Source organism: Streptomyces iconiensis (assembly GCF_028657195.3).
GTDB lineage: Bacteria > Actinomycetota > Actinomycetes > Streptomycetales > Streptomycetaceae > Streptomyces > Streptomyces iconiensis.
In genome coordinates this window covers 36,421-53,695 of the sequence record NZ_JANCPR020000035.1, presented here as the reverse complement: position 1 = coordinate 53,695, position 17,275 = coordinate 36,421, and the positions used below count along the sequence as shown (strand labels likewise).

Annotated in this window: 5 protein-coding genes; 1 reads left to right on the top strand and 4 read right to left on the bottom strand. The window is 73.3% G+C overall.

Annotation, left to right across the window (positions count from 1 at the left end; translation table 11 throughout):
- Positions 1-41: 41 nt before the first annotated feature.
- Positions 42-497: an Lrp/AsnC family transcriptional regulator gene (locus NMN56_RS29535; RefSeq protein ID WP_274042115.1), complete on the top strand. Its 456-nt coding sequence runs from the start codon at positions 42-44 to the stop codon at positions 495-497.
- A 114-nt stretch (positions 498-611) separates the two neighbouring features.
- Here the strand turns inward: NMN56_RS29535 and NMN56_RS29530 are convergent, their stop codons facing one another.
- The 4 genes from NMN56_RS29530 to NMN56_RS29515 all read right to left on the bottom strand — a co-directional run bounded on the left by NMN56_RS29530 (position 612) and on the right by NMN56_RS29515 (position 17,242).
- Complete coding sequence (locus NMN56_RS29530; RefSeq protein ID WP_274042114.1) at positions 612-1,553, bottom strand: ornithine carbamoyltransferase; 942 nt, start codon at positions 1,551-1,553, stop codon at positions 612-614.
- Between the two features lie 136 nt (positions 1,554-1,689).
- Positions 1,690-9,627, bottom strand: a complete 7,938-nt coding sequence (locus tag NMN56_RS29525) for a non-ribosomal peptide synthetase (RefSeq protein ID WP_274042113.1) — start codon at positions 9,625-9,627, stop codon at positions 1,690-1,692.
- Positions 9,624-16,469 carry a non-ribosomal peptide synthetase gene (locus tag NMN56_RS29520; protein ID WP_274042112.1) on the bottom strand — a complete coding sequence of 2,282 codons (6,846 nt, stop codon included), beginning with the start codon at positions 16,467-16,469 and terminating at the stop codon, positions 9,624-9,626. Before NMN56_RS29520 ends, NMN56_RS29525 begins: the two co-directional genes overlap by 4 nt.
- Positions 16,466-17,242, bottom strand: a complete 777-nt coding sequence (locus NMN56_RS29515) for a thioesterase II family protein (protein WP_274042111.1) — start codon at positions 17,240-17,242, stop codon at positions 16,466-16,468. Before NMN56_RS29515 ends, NMN56_RS29520 begins: the two co-directional genes overlap by 4 nt.
- Between the last annotated feature and the right edge of the window lie 33 nt (positions 17,243-17,275).

Sequence of the window (17,275 nt, the reverse complement as noted above, 5' to 3'; positions counted from 1 at the left end):
AATCTCGCGCTACCCGCGTATCCGAGGTGCATAATTGCGCGATGGACGAGATTGATCTGAGTATTTTGCGTGAGCTTCAGAGCGACGGCCGGCTGAGCAACCAGGAGCTGGCACAGCGGGTGGGGCTGAGCGCCTCGCCCTGTATGCGGCGGGTGCGGCAGCTGGAGAAGGACGGGGTGATCCAGGGCTACCGCGCCGTCATCGACCCGGCCGCCGTCGCGCGGGGGTTCGAGGTGCTGGTCTCGGTCGAGGTCCAGCGGGACCGCGAGACGGTCGAGGCGTTCGAGGCCGCGCTCCAGGACATCCCCGATGTCATCGAGGCGTACCGGCTGTTCGGCAGCCCCGGCTGTCTGCTGCGCATCGCCGTCGAGGACCTCGCGGCGTACGAACGGCTGTGGATCGAACGGCTGACGGCGCTGGACGGGGTCGCCGAGGTCAACTCGCAGATCATCATGAAGCGGATCAAGGAGCCCAGAGGGCTGCCCGTCGGGGGGTGAGCGCGGCGGGAAGGGCCACGCTCCCGTACTCGCCGGCCTGGCGTACGTCCCCGGGGCGGCCCTGGGTGCGGGCGGCCCCGGGTGCGGCGTCGTACGAGGCCGGCCGTGGCGGGGTCAGCCCCCGGTGAGGCACCACTCCAGGACGGCTGCGGCGCTGTGCATCTTGTTCTCGGCCTGGTCGAAGGCGATGCCGGCCGGGCCGTCCAGCACGGCGGCCGACACCTCCTCGCCCCGGTGTGCGGGGAGGTCGTGGAGGAAGGCGGCGGCGGGGTGGCGGGCCATGAGGGCCTCGTCGACGCGGAACGGTTCGAAGACGGTGCGCCAGTCAGGGTCGGGCTTGGTGGTGCCGGTGGTCTGCCAGCGGGTCGTGTAGACGAAGTCGGTGTTCTCCGGGGCAGCGGCGAGGTCGTGCCCGTGGGTGAACGTGCTGCCGGAGGCGGCGGCGTACTTCTGCGCCGCCCGCTGTGTCGCCTCGGGGAGGCCGTAGCCGGGCGGGGTCACCACGTGCAGTTCGGTCCCCGGGAAGCGGGTGAGCGCGAGGGCGAGCGCCACGGCGGAGTTGTTGCCCTCGCCGACGTACAGCACGCGTGCGCCGTCGATCCGGCCGCGCACGCGGTGGACGGTGGTGAGGTCGGCCAGCGCCTGGGTGGGGTGCTCGCCCTCGCTCATCGCGTTGACGACCGACATCCGCTCCTGCGCCGCGTAGGCGGCGATCTCCTTGTCGGGTCCCGAGGTGCGGACGACCAGGCCGTCGAGCATGCGCGAGAGCACGCGGCCCGTGTCCTCCACGCTCTCCCCGGTGTTCTCCTGGAGGTCGGCGGGCCCGAAGGCGATGACCTGGGCACCCAGGCGCAGCGCGGCGGCCGAGAAGGCCGTGCGGGTGCGGGTGGACGTCTTACGGAAGTACGTCCCCACCACCAGTCCGCGCAGCGGGGAGGCGGGGGCGGTCCCCTCGGCCGCCGCGGCGGCATGGCCGCTCGCCGCCTCGACCAGGTGGTGCAGTTCCGCGTCCGTCAGGTCCGCGATCGACAGCAGGTGCCGGCGCCGTTGCCACATCGAAGTCTCCAAGTCCCAGTTACCGGTTGAGGCAGGTGTCGTGTTCGTACGGGGGCGCGCCCCGCACTACGGCGCCCCGCGGTGTGCGGGGGCGGTGCGTACGGGGCGCTGCCCGCTGTCGTGCGGGGCCGCGGCCTCAGGTGGCTGTCGTGCCGAGGGGCTTCAGGTCGCGCCTGCGGTCGAGGAAGCGGGCCACCTCCTCCTTGCCGACCTCGGGGCAGCGCAGCCGCGCGGCGGCCAGCCGCCTTTCGGTGCGGGGTGCCCTGTGGTCGCGCTGCATCAGGGGCAGGTCGGGGTCGTAGTCCATGTTCGGGAACAGCGGCAGCAGCCGCTTCAGTTCGCTGCCGCCGGGCAGTTCGGCCGCTTCGAGCAGCCGGGCACGCCAGGTGAGGTACGGCAGCGACTCGACCGGCCTGCCCGTGTGGTCGGCGAGCCACTCCGCCGTGTCCTTCCAGGGACTCGGCCTGCCGCTGACGATGTGGAACAGCTCGCCCTCGACGCCCTCCTGCCGGGACAGCTCGACGATCGCGGCCACGGCGAAGTCCACAGGGGCCAGGTCGAGTTCCAGGTCGGCGATCGGGACGGCGCCGAGGCGGGCGCAGGCGGCGAGTGCCTGGCAGATGACGTCGTCGGGGTTGGCAGCGCCGGTACGGGTGTGCCAGGAGATGTTCCCGAGCCTGTAGACACTGGCCGGGAGCCCGCGCGCCGCAGCCTCCCGTACGAGCGCCTCGGCTGCCCACTTGCTCTGGGAGTACCCGTCGGGGATGCCGTCCAGGTGGTCGGTCGCTGTGTCCTCGGTGACCGGGCCGCTCTCGGCCTGGAGCGGCGAGAACACGGACATGGTCGAGATGTGGTGCAGCGGGGTGTTGCCCGCGGCGGCCAGGTCGAGCAGCCTGCGGGTGCCGAGCACGTTGGCTGCCCGCAGCGCCGGGTACGGGTACACGGCGTTGACCTGGGCGCCGTTGTGGTAGATCGCCGCGAGCCCGTCGCCGAGCGCGGCGAACCCCTCGGCTCCCAGGCCGAATTCGGGGGCCGCCAGATCGCCGGGCACCACCTCGACCCTGCGCTCGACGTCGGCCGTCGGCACATCCAGAGCCCGCATCGCGTCCAGGAGCCGCCGCTTTCCCTGTGCCGCGTCGTCGCAGCGCACGAGGCAGCGCACCGGGCCCGTCGTACGGTCCAGCAGTTCGCGCAGCAGGAACGTACCGACGAAACCGGTCGCGCCGGTCAGCAGGACGGGCGCTTCGGCACCGTCAGCCGGGCGGGGTCCGGCGGGCGCGGGGCGGGGTCCTGCGGGCGCGTACGCGGGGTCGAGCACGGCGTCGGCGCGCACGCTGTCCAGCACGTTGGCCAGCTCTCCGCCCCTGAGCCTGTTGGCCAGTTCGGCGACCGTGGGGTGGGCCAGCACATCGCGCAGCTCCAGGTCGATACCGCGTGCCGCGGCCTCGACCACGACGCGCAGGCTGGCCATGGAGTCCCCGCCCAGTTCGTAGAAGTTGTCGTCCCTGCCCACCCTGTCCAGGCCGAACACCTTGACCCAGATGTCGGCGAGGCGTGCCTCGACCGTGTTGCGGGTGCGGTCGAACGGCGCGCTCAGCGCGCTCCTGGACCGGGGTGCGGGCAGCCGCCTGTGGTCGATCTTCCCGCCCTGGGTGACGGGCAGCGCGTCGAGCAGCAGCACGGCGCCCGGCACGAGGTGGACGGGCAGCCTCCCCGCGAGGAAGCCGCGCAGTTCGGCGGGGCCCGGCTGCTCGGCGCCCTCGACCGCGACGACATAGGCGGCCAGCACGCGGTCACCTGGTGTGTGCTCGCCGGCGACGACCACGGCCTCGGCGACACCGGGGTGTGCGCACAGCGCGGCCTCCACCTCGCCGGGCTCGATACGGTAACCAGCGATCTTGAGCTGGCTGTCGGCGCGGCCGAGGTACTCCAACTCGCCGTCGGGCAGGGCCCTGACGAGGTCGCCCGTGCGGTACAGCCTGTCGCCCGCCGCGGTGAACGGGTCGGGGACGAAGCGTTCGGCTGTGAGGTCGGGCCGCCCGAGATAGCCGCGCGCGAGCCCGGCACCCCCCAGGTACAGCTCGCCGACCACACCGGGCGCTACCGGGTTGCCGAACCGGTCGAGAACGTGGACGCGGGTGCCGGCGATGGGCCTGCCGATCGGTACCCGTACGGCATCGGGCGCCGGCGTTCCCGCGTCGGCCACGACGCAGCCGACCACGGTCTCGGTGGGGCCGTACTCGTTGACGACGGTGGCGTCCGGCGTCAGACGGCGCCAGGAGCGCACGCTGTCCGCGCGCAGTTCCTCGCCGCCCACCACGAACGTGCCGACGGTGTCGATCGGACCCTCGCCCGCGAGGTGCGCCTTGAGCACTTCCAGGTGAGCCGGGGTGATCTTGATCAGGTCGAAGGCTGTCCCGTCGCGCAGCAGCCCGGCCAGCGCGTCGACGGGCCGTTCGGTGGGCAGCAGCCGCACCGTCGCACCGCCGGCGAGCGGGACCAGCAGGTTGGTCACCGACAGGTCGAAGGCGACCGAACCGAGCAGCGGCACGGTGCCGCCCTCCGTCACGCGGTAGCGCCGTACGGCCCAGTCGACGTAGTTCGCCAGGCCCCGGTGGGTGACCATCACGCCCTTGGGAGTGCCCGTTGAGCCCGAGGTGTAGATCGTGTAGGCGAGCGAGTCCCGCGCGGCCTGCGGCAGACCGCCGGTGGCCCCTTCGGCGGCCTCCGGCTCAGCGGTGTCCATGAGGACGGTGCGCCCGGCGTGCCCGGGGCCCAGTTCGGCCGCGCGGACCTCGTCGGTGAGGATCAGCGAGGCGCCGCTGTCGGCGAGGACGAAGTCCCAGCGCATGGAGGGGTGTTCGGGGTCCATGGGGACGTAGGCGCCGCCCGCCTTGAGCACGGCGAGGAGCGCGACGAGCAGTTGGGGGCTGTGGGCCAGCAGGATGCCGACCCGCACGTCGGTGCCGACGCCACGGGCGCGCAGCCGGTGGGCGAGCAGCGCGGCTCGCTCGTCCAGTTCGCGGTAGCTGAGCAGCGTGCCCCCGGCGTCCGTCACGGCGGGCCGCTCGGGTGCCCGGCGCGCGTGCTCGCTGACGCGCTGTACGAGCGTCGCGGGCAGAGCGGGCCGCACGGCGGAGACGGCGGGAGCCCCCGGAGCAGCGTCGAGGGACCCGGCGGGTGTGGCGGGCGCCGTGTTGTCGTACGCGGCCAGGAGCCGCGCCTCCTCGCCCGGTTCGAGGTGGCCGAGGCGGCAGTCTCCGTCCGGGTCGGCCGCCATCGTCTCCAGGACGCGCCGGTAGGAGGCGGCCAGCCGTTCGGCGTGCGGGCGGTCGAGGACATCGGTGCTCGTGGTCAGGATCATGTGGCCGCCGAGCGAGGTGACCGCGAGCGGGAACTCGTTGGGACTCTCGTCGATGCTGTCGCCGAAGTCGACCAGTTCGGTGTCGACCATGTGGAAGTCGAGGTAGTTGAAGAACACGTCGATCAGGCGGCTGCCGCCCTGACCCTGGGCGCGCTTCATCGCGGACAGCGGGTACCTGCGGTGGCTCCACACCTCGGACTCGCGGGCGTAGACGTCCGAGACCAGCTCGCGCCAGGTCGCCGCCGTGAGCTGGAAGGGGAACGGCACGGTGTTCAGGAACATGCCGAACAACCGGTCGGCGCCCGGCACTTCGGGGCGGGTGTCGCAGACGAGGCCGGAGTAGAAGAACCGTTCCTCGGTGAGCGTGCTCATCACCTTCAGATGCGCCGCGTGCAGCACGCTCTTGAGGGACACCCCGGCATGCGCGGCGAGGGCGCGCAGCGGGTCGTAGAGGTCGGCGACCGGTACCCACACCTGGTACGGGACGGGCGCACGCTGCTCCTCCCCTTCGGGCGCCGGCTCGGCGGGCGCGGCCCAGGTCTCCGGGACGCGCAGCCGCGCGTGCTCGTCGAGCACGCCCTGCCAGTAGTCCTGGTGCTCGGGCGAGCGCGCCGTGCGCTGTTCGAGGGCGACGAAGTCGGCGTAGCGGGTGGAGACGGTGCCGGGCTCGGGGAGCGGGGCGCCGTCGCGCAGGGCACGGTAGAGGTGCAGCAGCTCCATCAGCAGCGAGTGGTAGCTCCAGCCCTCCAGGATGGCGTGGCACTCGGTGATCGACAGCCGCCATCCGTCCTCGTGCAGATGCACACCCAGCCGCAGCAGGGGTGCCAGCGACAGGTCGAAGACTTTCTCGCGCTCCTCGGCGATGTAGGCGCGCACCCGCCGTTCCCGCTCCTCGGACGGCAGCCGGCACAGGTCGGTGACGGTCAGCGGCAGGGTGGCCGAGGGGTGCACCAGCTGCAGCGGCTCGGAGAACTCGGTGGGGTGCAGCGAGGTGCGCAGGATCTCGTGCCTGCGGATGAGTTCGGCCGCTGCGGCACGCATGGCTTCCGCTTCGAACGGCTCCCCGTCACGGATGCTGAACGAGGTGATGTTGTGGTAGTTGCGCAGCTCACCGGCGAGCATCTCGATGACCATGCCCACCTGGACCTGCGACATCGGGTAGGCGTCCTCAAGCCCCGCCGGGAGCCGGGCCGAGTCCGCCGGGGAGACCAGCGAGAACGGCTCGACGCGCGGCAGCGGTTCGGCCGTACCCGTACGTCCCGACAGCAGCTCGGCCAGCCCTGCGACCGTACGGTGCTCGAACAGGTCGCGTACGGAGACGTCGAGGCCCTCGGCACGCAGGGCGCCCACCACGGCGACGGCGCGCAGCGAGTCGCCGCCCAGCTCGAAGAAGTTGTCGTGCACGCCGACGCGTTCGCTGCGCAGAACGTCACGCCATACCGCGGCCACCCGCTGCTCCCCCGCCGTGCGCGCGGCCTCATAGCGGCTGTGCGCTGCCACGGCGGTGGAGTCAGGCTCTGGCAGCGCCGCCTGGTCGAGCTTGCCGTTCGCCGTCAGCGGGACCTCGGGGATCTCCATGTAGGAGGCGGGGACGAGGTGGCTCGGCAGCCGTGCCGCCAGCCATGTCCTGATCTCCGCACGGTCGAGCCCGGGGGGCTTCTGGGCGGACGCTGCCTGGGTGGACGCCTCCTGCGCGGGCGCCGTCTGGGCGGGCACGGTCTGCGCGGGCGCTTCCCGCGCGGGCACCAGGTAGGCCACGAGGTGCGCCGTTCCGTCGTGCCCCGTTCTGGGCAGGACAACGGCCGTGCGTACGGCGGGATGTTCGGCGAGGGACGCCTCGATCTCGCCGGGCTCGATCCGGAATCCGCGGATCTTGACCTGCTTGTCGGCCCTGCCTGCGGATTCGAGCACGCCGTCCTCGCGCCAGCGCGCCAGGTCGCCGCTGCGGTACATCCGGGCGCCCGGCGGACCGTTGGGGTCGGGAACGAAGCGTTCCGCCGTGAGATCGGGCCTGCCGAGGTAGCCGCGCGCCAGCCCGGGGCCGCCGACGTGGAGTTCGCCGACGACGCCGGTCGGCGCCGGGGCGCAGTCCCGGTCGAGCACATAGACCCGCAGGTCCGACAGGCCACGCCCGACGAGGCTGGGGGCGCCGGGCGCCAGTTCGGCCGGCCGTATGTGGTGGTGGGTGGTGTGCACGGTGGTCTCGGTGATGCCGTACATGTTGATCAGGTCGGGGCCTGTTTCGCCGAAGACGGCGTGCCAGGGCAGGAGTTCGGCGGGTTCGAGCCGCTCCCCCGCGAAGATCACCTTGCGCAGCCGCAGGGCGGCGGGGCGCGGGTCGTCCTGCCCCGTAGCGGCGAGCGCTGCCAGCAGCGTGCGGAAGGCGGACGGGGTCTGGTTGAGCACCGTGACACGCTCCCGCACGAGCAGGTCGAGGAACTCCTCGGGCGAGCGGGTCACTTCGAAGGACGGCACGACGAGCGTTCCGCCGTGTCCGAGCGCTCCCCACAGCTCCCAGACCGAGACGTCGAACGCGTAGGAGTGGAACAGCGGCCAGACGTCCTCGGGGCCGAAGTCGTAGTGCTCGCGGGCCGAAGCGAACAGCCGCAGCACGTTGCGGTGGGTCATGCAGACGCCCTTGGGCCTGCCGGTGGAACCGGAGGTGTGGATGACGTACATGAGGTGGTCCCGCCCTGAGACCGGCACTGGGTTCGTCGTGGGCGCCGTGACCAGCGCGGCGTCCGACTCCAGGCAGACCAGTCCGGCGCCGTGCCGGTCGCCGTGGATGTCGGCGTGCAGGTCGGCGTGGATGTCGTCGTGCAGCTCGGCGAACAGGCCGGTGTGCGCGTCCCGGGTGACGACCAGGCGCAGCCCTGTCTCCTGCAGGATGTGCCCCAGCCGCGCCGCGGGGTAGGCGGGGTCGAGCGGTACGTAGGCGCCGCCCGCCTTGACCACGGCGAGCAGGCTCACCACGAGGTCGGCGCCGCGCTCCAGGCAGACGCCCACCAGGCTGTCGGGTCCGACGCCGCGTGCGCGCAGCACGTGGGCGAGCCGGTTGGCCCGGACGTTCAACTCGCCGTAGGTCAGCGTGGCGTCCTCGGCCGTGACGGCGACGGCGTCCGGGGCAGCAGCCGCGTGCGCCTCGAACGCCTGGTGCATGCCGACGGCGGAGCCGAGCGCGGGGTCCTCGTCGAGCACGGCGTCGGGCGAGGCGCCGCCCGCCCAGTCGCCGAGCAGCTGCCGGCGCTCGCCCGGGGACAGCGGGTCGGCGTGCGATACGGGGCGTTCGGGCGCCGTCACGAGGTGTTCCAGCAGCCTGCGGTACCGCTGCGCGAAGCGGTCCATGGTGGTTTCGTCGAACAGCGCGGTGGCGTATTCGAGGAAGCCGGTCACGCTGCCGTCGGAAAGCTGGGCGAGCTGGAGGTTCACGTCGAACTTCGCGACGGTCCAGTCCACCTCGACCCGGTCGACGGTCAGCCCCGGCAGCTGAGTACCGCCGCCCCCGACACCGTCCTGGAGGCCGAACATGACCGTGAACAGCGGGGTGCGGGCCAGGTCGCGCTCGGGCGCCAGCTCCTCGACGAGCTGCTCGAACGGCACGTCCTGGTGCGCGAGTGCCCGCTCGACGGTGCCGCGTGCCGAGGCGAGCAGGTCGAGGAAGGAGGGGTCGCCCTCCCAACGGCCGCGCAGTACCACCGTGTTGATGAGGAAGCCAACGAGCCCGGCCAGTTCGGGCCGCTCGCGCCCCGCGACGGGGGTGCCCACCGCGATGTCCCGTTGGCCCGTGTACCGGGAGAGGAGCACCTGGAAGGCGGTGAGCAGCACGGTGAAAACCGTGGTCTCCCGCTCCCTGGCCAGGAGCCTGACGCGCTCACCCAGTTCGGCGGGGAGCGTGAACCAGAGGGTGGCGCCGTTGGCGTCCCTGATCTGCGGGCGCTGCCGGTCGGCCGGCAGGTCGGCGGTGCCGAGTCCGGCCAGTTCGGCGCGCCAGTGGCCGAGCTGCCGCTCCAGCTCGGTGCCTGAGAGCCGGGCCCGCTGCCAGGCGGCGTAGTCCGCGTACTGCACCCCGGCGGCCGGCACAGCCGTGCCCTCGGCGCTCTCGGGGTCGCAGCGCCGCTGGTAGGCGGCGAAGAGCTGCTCAGCGATCAGGTTGAGCGACCAGCCGTCGCAGGCGATGTGGTGCAGCACGAGCACCAGCAGGTGATCGCCGTCGGAGAGGCGTACGAGCCGCAGCCGGGCCGGCAGGTCGGCGTCGAGTCGGAAGGGTGTGCGGGCCTGCTCGTCGGCGTACTCCAGGGCGAGCTTCTCGCGCTCGCCCTCGGGCCTGTCACCAAGGTCGACGACGGCGAAGTCGGTCTCGGTGGCGGCGCCGACGACCTGTACGGGCTCCTTGCCCGACAGGGCGTAGCGGGTGCGCAGGATCTCGTGGGCCGCGACGACATCGCCCCAGGCGGCGCGCAGTTCGGCGGCGCGCAGGCCGCCGCGCAGCCGGGCCGCCCACGGCACCAGGTACTCGGGGCTGCCCGGCGTGAGCCGGTCGAGGAACCACAGCCGCTGCTGGCCGAAGGACAGCGGCAGCGGGCCCTGCCGGTCGGCGGGCGGGATCGCGCCGCGGCGGCGGTTGCTGCCGCTCCGGCGCCCGGCCAGTCGCTTGGCGAGGACCTCGGCCCTGAGTTCGGCCGCTTCCCGCGCTCCCTGATTCCCCGTCACGTCGCTCGCTCCTCGCTGTTGTGCGGATACGCGGTGCTGTTCGGATACGCGGTGCTGTTCGGATACGCGGTGCTGTTCGGATACGCGGTGCTCGTCGGATACGGGGCCGTGCCCGTGCCGGGCTCCTCGCCGGCGGGCTCGGCCGCCAGCAGCGTTGCCTCGGCGGCCAGTTCGTCGTCGGACAGTGCCTCGACCTCGGCACGGATGGCGGACTCCACGGCGGTGGCCAGCTCGCCCACGGTCGGACCCTCGAAGACGACGCGCACGGGAAGCTCCACGTCGAACTCCCGTTGCAGCGCGCTGATCAGCCGGATGGCCAGCAGCGAATTGCCGCCCAGCGCGAAGAAGCTGGTGTGCGCGCCGATCTCGGGCAGGTCCAGCAGCTCGCGGCAGAGCTTCGCGACCAGTTCCTCCAGCGGGCCGCTCGGCCCGTCCTCGCCCGCCCCGGGCTCCGCCGCCGGGTCGGGCAGCGCGGCGCGGTCCAGCTTTCCGCTGCCGGTCAGCGGGAAGGAGCCGAGCGGTACGAAGGCGCCGGGCACCAGTGTCTGGGGCAGGAGCCCCCGGCAGTGGCGGGTCAGCTCGGCGGGTTCGGGTGCGGCGCCCTCCGGCAGGTAGTAGGCGACCAGACTGCGGCCACCCGAGCCCACCTCACGTGCGACGACCACCGCTTCGCGGACCGAGGCGTGTGCCGCCAGCGCTGCGCCGACCTCGCCCGGCTCGATCCGTACGCCGTTGATCTTCACCTGGCCGTCCACACGCCCCGCGAACTCCAGCGTCCCTCCGGTGCCGAGGCGTACGAGGTCGCCCGTGCGGTAGAGCCGGGTGCCGGGCGGGCCATAGGGGTCGGGAACGAACCGCTCGGCCGTCAGATCGGGCCTGTCCGCGTATCCGCGTGCGGGCGCTCCGCCGCCCACGAACAGTTCGCCGGGCACTCCGGCCGGTGCCGGGCAGCCCGCCTGGTCCAGCACACGCAGCCGGACGCCGGGCAGCGCCGTGCCGATCGGCAGCGGGCCGGTGCGCGGGGCCGTGCCGACGGGGTGCGCTGTGACGTCGACGGCGCACTCGGTGGGCCCGTAGGTGTTCCACACCTGCACGTCGGTGCGTTCCCGCGCCTGGTCGTCGGGGCGTTCCCGCGCCCGGTCATCGGTGCGTTCCCGCGCCTGGGCTCCGATGCGTTCCCGCAGCGCGGCGACCAGTTCGGCGGTCAGCGGCTCGCCCGCCAGCCACACCTGCCGCAGTGCGGGCAGCGCGGGCCACACCGGAACGTCGAGCAGCATCCGCAGGACGGAAGGGACGAGTTGCAGTACGGTCGCCGCTCCGTCGGCCACGGCGCGCAGCAGGGCCCCGGGGTCCTGCTCGGCGCCCTGTGGCGCCATGACGACGGTGCCGCCGCAGGCGAGCGGCGCGAACAGTTCGAGCAGGGAGGCGTCGAACCCCGGCCTCGTCTTGTGCAGGAGACGGTCGGTGGGGCCGAGGCCCTGTCCCGCCACCGACCAGGCGACCCGGTTGGCGAGGGCGCCATGTTCGACCACCACGCCCTTGGGGCGTCCGGTGGAGCCGGACGTGAACATCACGTAGGCGGCGTCGGCTGCCGTGCGGCGCACGGGTGGCGGGGTGGTGGGCCTGGAGGCGACGGCTGCCGCCTCAGCGACCAGGTCGACCGTGGTCAGGTCGGGCCGGCCTGTCCCGACGCGCGCCGCGTGCGGGACGGCCTCCGGGAGTGTGCCGTCGGTGAGCACGGCGACGGCGCGCGCGTCGGCGCACTGTGCGGCCAGGCGCGCTGCCGGGTGGGTGAGGTCGAGCGGCAGGAAGGCGGCACCCGCGTGCCATGCGGCGAGCAGGCTCACCAGCAGTTCGGTGCCACGGGGCAGCGCGACGCCGAGCACGTCGCCCTCGCCGATGCCGCGCGCGCGGAGGTGATGGGCCAACTGGTGCGAACGGTCCAGCAGTTCGCGGTAGCCGAGGTCCTGGTCCCCGGGCGCGGTGCCGGTCACCGCCAGGGCTCCGGGCGCCGTGGCCGCGTGTGCGGCGATCCGGTCGGGCAGCAGGGGCGCCGGGGCCTGCCGCGGCCCGTCGGCCCTGGTCGCCTCGCGCCGTGTCCCGGGCATCAGGTCGAGCGCGGCGACGGGCAGCTCCGGGTCGGCGGCTCCGCGCAGCACCTGCACGAAGTGGCCCGTCATCTCCCGCACCGTCTCGGCGTCGAACAGCGCGGTCGCGTACTCGACGGTGCCCGTGTACGAGCCGTCGGGCTCGGCGCGCAGCGTCCAAGTCTGGTCGAACTTCGCCGCCTGCCACAGCTCCGCGAACCGTTCGTCGAGCGCGGCTGCGCCCGGGTCCCCCGCGGACCCGGCGGAGTCGGTCACGTCGAACAGCACGGAGACCAGGGGCGTGCGCGAGAGGTCGCGTTCGGGGCTCAACTCCTCCACGAGGCGCTCGAAGGGCAGGTACTGGTGGGCGAAGGCGTCCAGCGCGCTCGTACGCACCCGGTCCAGGAGTTCCCCGGTGGTGGGGCCGCCGGACAGGTCGGTGCGCAGCACCAGCGTGTTGACGAAGAAGCCGACGAGGTCGTCCAGTTCGGGTCTGGCCCGGCCGGCGACGGGGACTCCTACGGTGACGTCGTGCAGGCGGCAGTACCTGCCGAGCAGCACGGTGAAGGGCGCCAGCAGCGACATGAACTCGCTGGCTCCGCGCCGTCGTCCCGCTGCGACGACGGGCGCCGCCACCTCGGCGGGTACACGGAAGCCGACGACGGCCCCCGCCGCGTCCCGTACCGGCGGGCGCGGGTGGTCGGTCGGCAGCGCCAGGTAGGGCGCTCCGGCCAGCCGGTCACGCCAGAAGGCCAGTTCGCTCTCGACGCGTTCGCCGGACAGCCAGGAGTGCTGCCATGCGGCGAAGTCCGCGTACTGGGCCGCCAGTTGGGGCAGCCGCGCCGGTCCGCCCTCGGTGCGGGCACGGTACAGCTCCAGCAGGTCACGGCCGAGGACAGGCACCGAGAGGCCGTCGGCCGCGATGTGGTGCAGCAGCAGCACGAGTACGTCCCCCGCGCCCGGCTCCTGCGTGCCGCGCAGCAGCACGGCACGCCACGAGGGGCCTTCGGCGAGCGCGAAGCCGTCCCGTATCCGCTCTCCGAGCACGGCGACCACGGTCTCCAGCGGGCCGTCGACCACCTCGCACTCCCCCTCACGCGGAGGCGGGTCGATCAGCTGGCGGGGCTCGCCCTCATGCCGTACGTAGCGGGTGCGCAGGATCTCGTGCCGGGCCGCCAGGTCGGCCAAAGCGCCCCGCAGCGCGGCCAGTTCGGCGCTCCCGGTGAGCGGTACGGGCACGGGCAGCACGTACTCGGGGCTGTGCGGGGTGAGCTGGTCGAGGAACCACAGCCTGCGCTGCCCCGAGGAGAGCGGCAGGCCGGGCTCGCCGGGTGCCGGCCTGGGCACGGCCGGGACCGGCGGCGGCGCGTCGGTGCGCGGGCCGCCGGGCGCGAGCAGCGCGGCCTGGTCGCACAGCCGCAGCGAGCCGAAGAGGCTGTGGACGGCGACCGGGACTCCGGCGCGTTCGCCGAGCCGTGCGGCGAGCCGCGCGAGCAGCAGCGAGTGGCCGCCGAGTGCGAAGAAGTCGTCCTCGGCGCCCGGCTGTTCGACACCGAGCAGCTCGGACCAGACCTCGGCGACCAGCCGTTCGTCCGGGGTGCGCGGGGCCGGACGCGCGGCAGCCGCGGGGGCCGCCGCCTCGGCCGGGGGCAGCGCCGTCCTGTCGACCTTGCCGTTCTCGGTGAGGGGCAGCGCGGCCAGCGGTACGACGACGGCTGGCAGCATCGTGGCGGGCAGCCGGGTGGCGAGCCACGAACGCAGCGCACCCGGCTCGGGCGTGCACCCGGGCGCGGGCACGGCGTAGGCGACCAGCCGCCGTTCGCCCGTGTGCCCCGGCGCCGCCAGTACGTGTGCCGCCGTGACCTCGGGGTGGTGCAGCAGCGAGGCCGCGACCTCGGCCGGCTCGATCCGCACGCCGTTGACCTTGACCTGGTCGTCGGCCCTGCCCGCGAAGCGCAGTACGCCGTCGCGGCCCCGGGTCACCAGGTCGCCGGTGCGGTAGGCGCGGGCGCCCGGCGGGCCGTACGGGTCGGGCACGAAGCGCTCGGCCGTCAGGTCCGGCCTGCCCGCGTACCCCCTGGCCACCCCAGGGCCGCCGACCAGCAGTTCGCCGGGCACGGAGTCGGGGACGAGGTGGCCCTGGGGGCCGACGAGGGTGATCCGCGTGTGGTCGATCGGCACGCCGATGGGCACGGTACCGGCGTGCTGCCGGGCGTCGTAGGGGTGCGCGGTGACGTCGATGGAGCACTCGGTGGGTCCGTAGGTGTTCCACACCTCGATGTCGGCCAGCTCGCGCACCCGCCGGCACAGCGCCGCGTCGAGCGGTTCGCCGGCGGAGAAGAGCAGCCGCAGGGAGGAGCACCGCTCCCAGCCCGGCTCCTCGACGAGCAGCCGCAGCACGGAGGGTACGACCTGGAGCACCGTGGCGTCCGTCTCGGCGGCGGCCCGCAGCAGCGCCGCCGGGTCACGTTCGGCGCCCGGCGGGGCCATCACGACGGTACCGCCGACGGCGAGCGGGGCGAAGATCTCCCAGCACGCGGCGTCGAAGCCGGTCCTGGTCTTCTGGAGCACCCTGTCCCCGTGGCCGATGCCATGCGTGCGTACGGTCCACCACACGCGGTTGGCGATACCGGCGTTGCTGACGACCACGCCCTTGGGCGCCCCCGTGGAACCCGAGGTGAACACCACGTAGGCGACGCCGTCCCGGTGCTGTCCGCGCGGCGCGTCGTCGGGCGTGTGCGCGGAATCCTTCGCGGGCGCGTAGTCCGTCGCGTGCACGGCGGCCGTCGCTTGCGCGGAGTCCGTCGCTTGTACGGGGGCCGTCGCGGGCGCGGGGTCGGCCGGGGGCGCGGGGGCAGCCCGGAGGTCGCCTGCCGCGTCCAGTACGAGGGGTACGGCGGACGGCAGCGCCGCGATACCGGCCTCGTGGTCGGAGTCGGTGAGCACCAGCAGTGCGGTGGCCGCCGTCAGCATGGTGGACCAGCGTGCGGGCGGGTGTTCGGGGTCGAGGGGCAGGTAGGCAGCGCCTGCCCGCCAGACCGCGAGCAGGCCGATCACCAGCGGCAGGCCGCGCTCCAGGCAGACACCGACCACGGCCTCGGGCCCCGCGCCGCGTGCGCGCAACTGGTCGGCGAGGCGTGCGGTACGCGCGTCGAGTTGGCGGTAGGTCAGCGCCTCCTCGCCTGCGCGTACGGCCACCGCGTCCGGACGCAGCCGCGCCTGCTCGGCGAACGCGTCGGCGAGCAGCGGCTGTTCGCCGACCGAGCCGGCCCCCGCTTCCGTCCCCGCTCCCGCTCCCCGCGAGCTGTCCCGGTGCTCGGTGAGGTCGGCGATGTCGGCGAGGGAGGTGAGGGCGGCGCTTTCGGCGTCGGTGAGCGTTTCCGTCCTGGCGAGCGGGAGATCGGGGTCGTCGGTGAGCCGGTCGAGCAGGCTGAGGTAGTGCCGGGCCAGCTGCTCGACCGTCTCCTTGTCGAACAGCGCGGTCGCGTACTCCAGCATCAGATTGTGCGAGCCGTCGGCGCGCTCCACCACATGCACGGTCAGGTCGAGCTGGGAAACGTCCTGCGAGATGGGCAGGTCGATCGCCTCGCCGAACGCCGCGCCCTTGAGCCGCAGCATGTTGAAGCCGACCTGCACCAGCGGCGGCTCCCCCCTGCTGGGGCCGCGCTCGGCCTGCCGGACGAGCTGTTCGAAGGGCACGGTCTGGTGCGCGAACGCTCCCGCGGTCGCCCCGCGCACCCGGTCGGCCAGCTCACGGAAGGTGGGCTCGCCCGCCATCCGGACACGTATCGGAACCAGGTTCACGAACATGCCGACGAGCTGCTGGAGTTCTGGCTCGCTCCGCCCCGACACATAGGTGCCCACCAGAACGTCCGCGCGGTGCGTGTACCTGCCCAGCAGGACGCCGAGCGCGGCGAGATGCACGACGTACGGGGTGACGGCCTCGGCCTTGCTCAGCGCCCGGACCCGCGCGGTGGTCGCGGCGGGGATGTCGAACTGGAGCGTACGGCCCGACAGATCGGGCAGCGCGGGCCTGGCCCTGTCGGCCGGCAGCTCCAGTGAGGTCGGCACCCCGGCCAGCTCGCTGCGCCAGAAGGCCAGCTCCTCGGTCAGGCTGCCCGACTCGATGCCGTCGCGCTGCCAGGCGGCGAAGTCCCTGTAGGAGACGGGCAGTTCAGTGTCCTGTCCGACCCCCGAGAGTTCCATGGCGATCAGGTCGAGCGAGCCGGCGTCCGCGATCAGGTGGTGGACGGCGAACATCAGCATGGAGGAGTCGGGCCCGAGCCATATGATCTCTGCGCGCCACAGCGGCGCCTGGTCCAGCCGGTAGGGCTCGCGTGCTGCCCGTCCGGCGTGCTCGACGGCCGCAGCGCGGGGGTCGGGCTCGGCCGACAGGTCGGTGACGGGCACACGCACCGCGATGTCCGCGGGGTCGTGCACCGCCATCAGCGGGACGCCGTCCTCCACCTCGGCCGTCATCCGCAGCGAGTCGTGCCGGGCCACGAGGGCGCGCAGGCTCTCCTCCATCAGCCCGGCCTCCAGCCGCACCGGCAGCACCGCGAGCACCACCAGGTGGAAGACCGGTACGTCTGGAGCGAGCTGGGAGGTGAGCCACACCCTTTCCTGCGCGTAGGAGAGCCGTACCCGCCTGCCGGGCTCGGCCTGGGTCACCCGCCGCGCCGTCGGTGCGGCGCCGCCCGCGAGCAGCTTGGCGAGCAGTTCGCGCTTGACTTCGGACAGTTCGCGTTCGGTCATCTGGCCGCCACCTGGGTCTGTGCGGCGGCCGTACGCAGCTCGGTGCTCACACCGGCGGCGAGGGCTGCCCTGTCGTCCTCGAAGAAGCCGTGGTCACCGGGGAAGAGCCGCATGGAGAAGGTCCGGGTCGTCTCCTCGCGCCAGCCCAGCAGGGTCGGCTCCGTCGTGCTGGGGTCGGCGGTCGCGCCGTACACGCTGACGGGGATGTCGAGCGGCTCGTCCGGCACGTACTCGTGGGTCTCGTACACCTCGTAGTCGGCGCGCACGCTCGGTTCGAACATGTCGAGGAGCCCGGGTGTGCGGAGGATGGTGTCAGGAATGATGCCGAGCGCCGCGAGGTGTTCGGTCAGCTCGTCCTTGGAAAGCTCGTGGACGCCGCTGTCGCGCAGCACCATGGCGGGCGAAGGGCAGGCGCACGCGAACAGCGCCGCGGGCTGCGGGCCGCCGTTCTCGCGCAGGTACCTGGCCAGTTCGAACGCCGTCAGCGCGCCTGAGCAGTAGCCGAAGAGACCGAAGGGCACGTCGAACAGGTCCTCCAGCGCCTCGCCGAGCAGGCCGACGAGTTCGCCCATCTTGCGCACCGGGGGCTCCCGCAGCCTGCTTTCCCTGCCCGGGAGACGGATGGCACACAGGTCGATGTCGTCGGGAAGGTGCTGCGCGAAGCCCCGGAAGGTCGCGGCGCCGCCGCCGGCGTGCGCGAAGCAGATCAGCCGCAGCCGTGTGTCGCTCGCCGGACGCAGCCGGGCTGTCCAAGGGTTCGTCGAAGCCGCCATCAGGCCCTCCTGGTTGTCGTCCGGACACGTCCG

Coding starts and splice junctions, on each gene's coding strand:
- NMN56_RS29535 (WP_274042115.1), top strand. CDS start 42: ATGGACGAGATTGATCTGAGTATTTTGCGTGAGCTTCAGAGCGACGGC.
- NMN56_RS29515 (WP_274042111.1), bottom strand. CDS start 17,242: ATGGCGGCTTCGACGAACCCTTGGACAGCCCGGCTGCGTCCGGCGAGC.
- NMN56_RS29530 (WP_274042114.1), bottom strand. CDS start 1,553: ATGTGGCAACGGCGCCGGCACCTGCTGTCGATCGCGGACCTGACGGAC.
- NMN56_RS29520 (WP_274042112.1), bottom strand. CDS start 16,469: ATGACCGAACGCGAACTGTCCGAAGTCAAGCGCGAACTGCTCGCCAAG.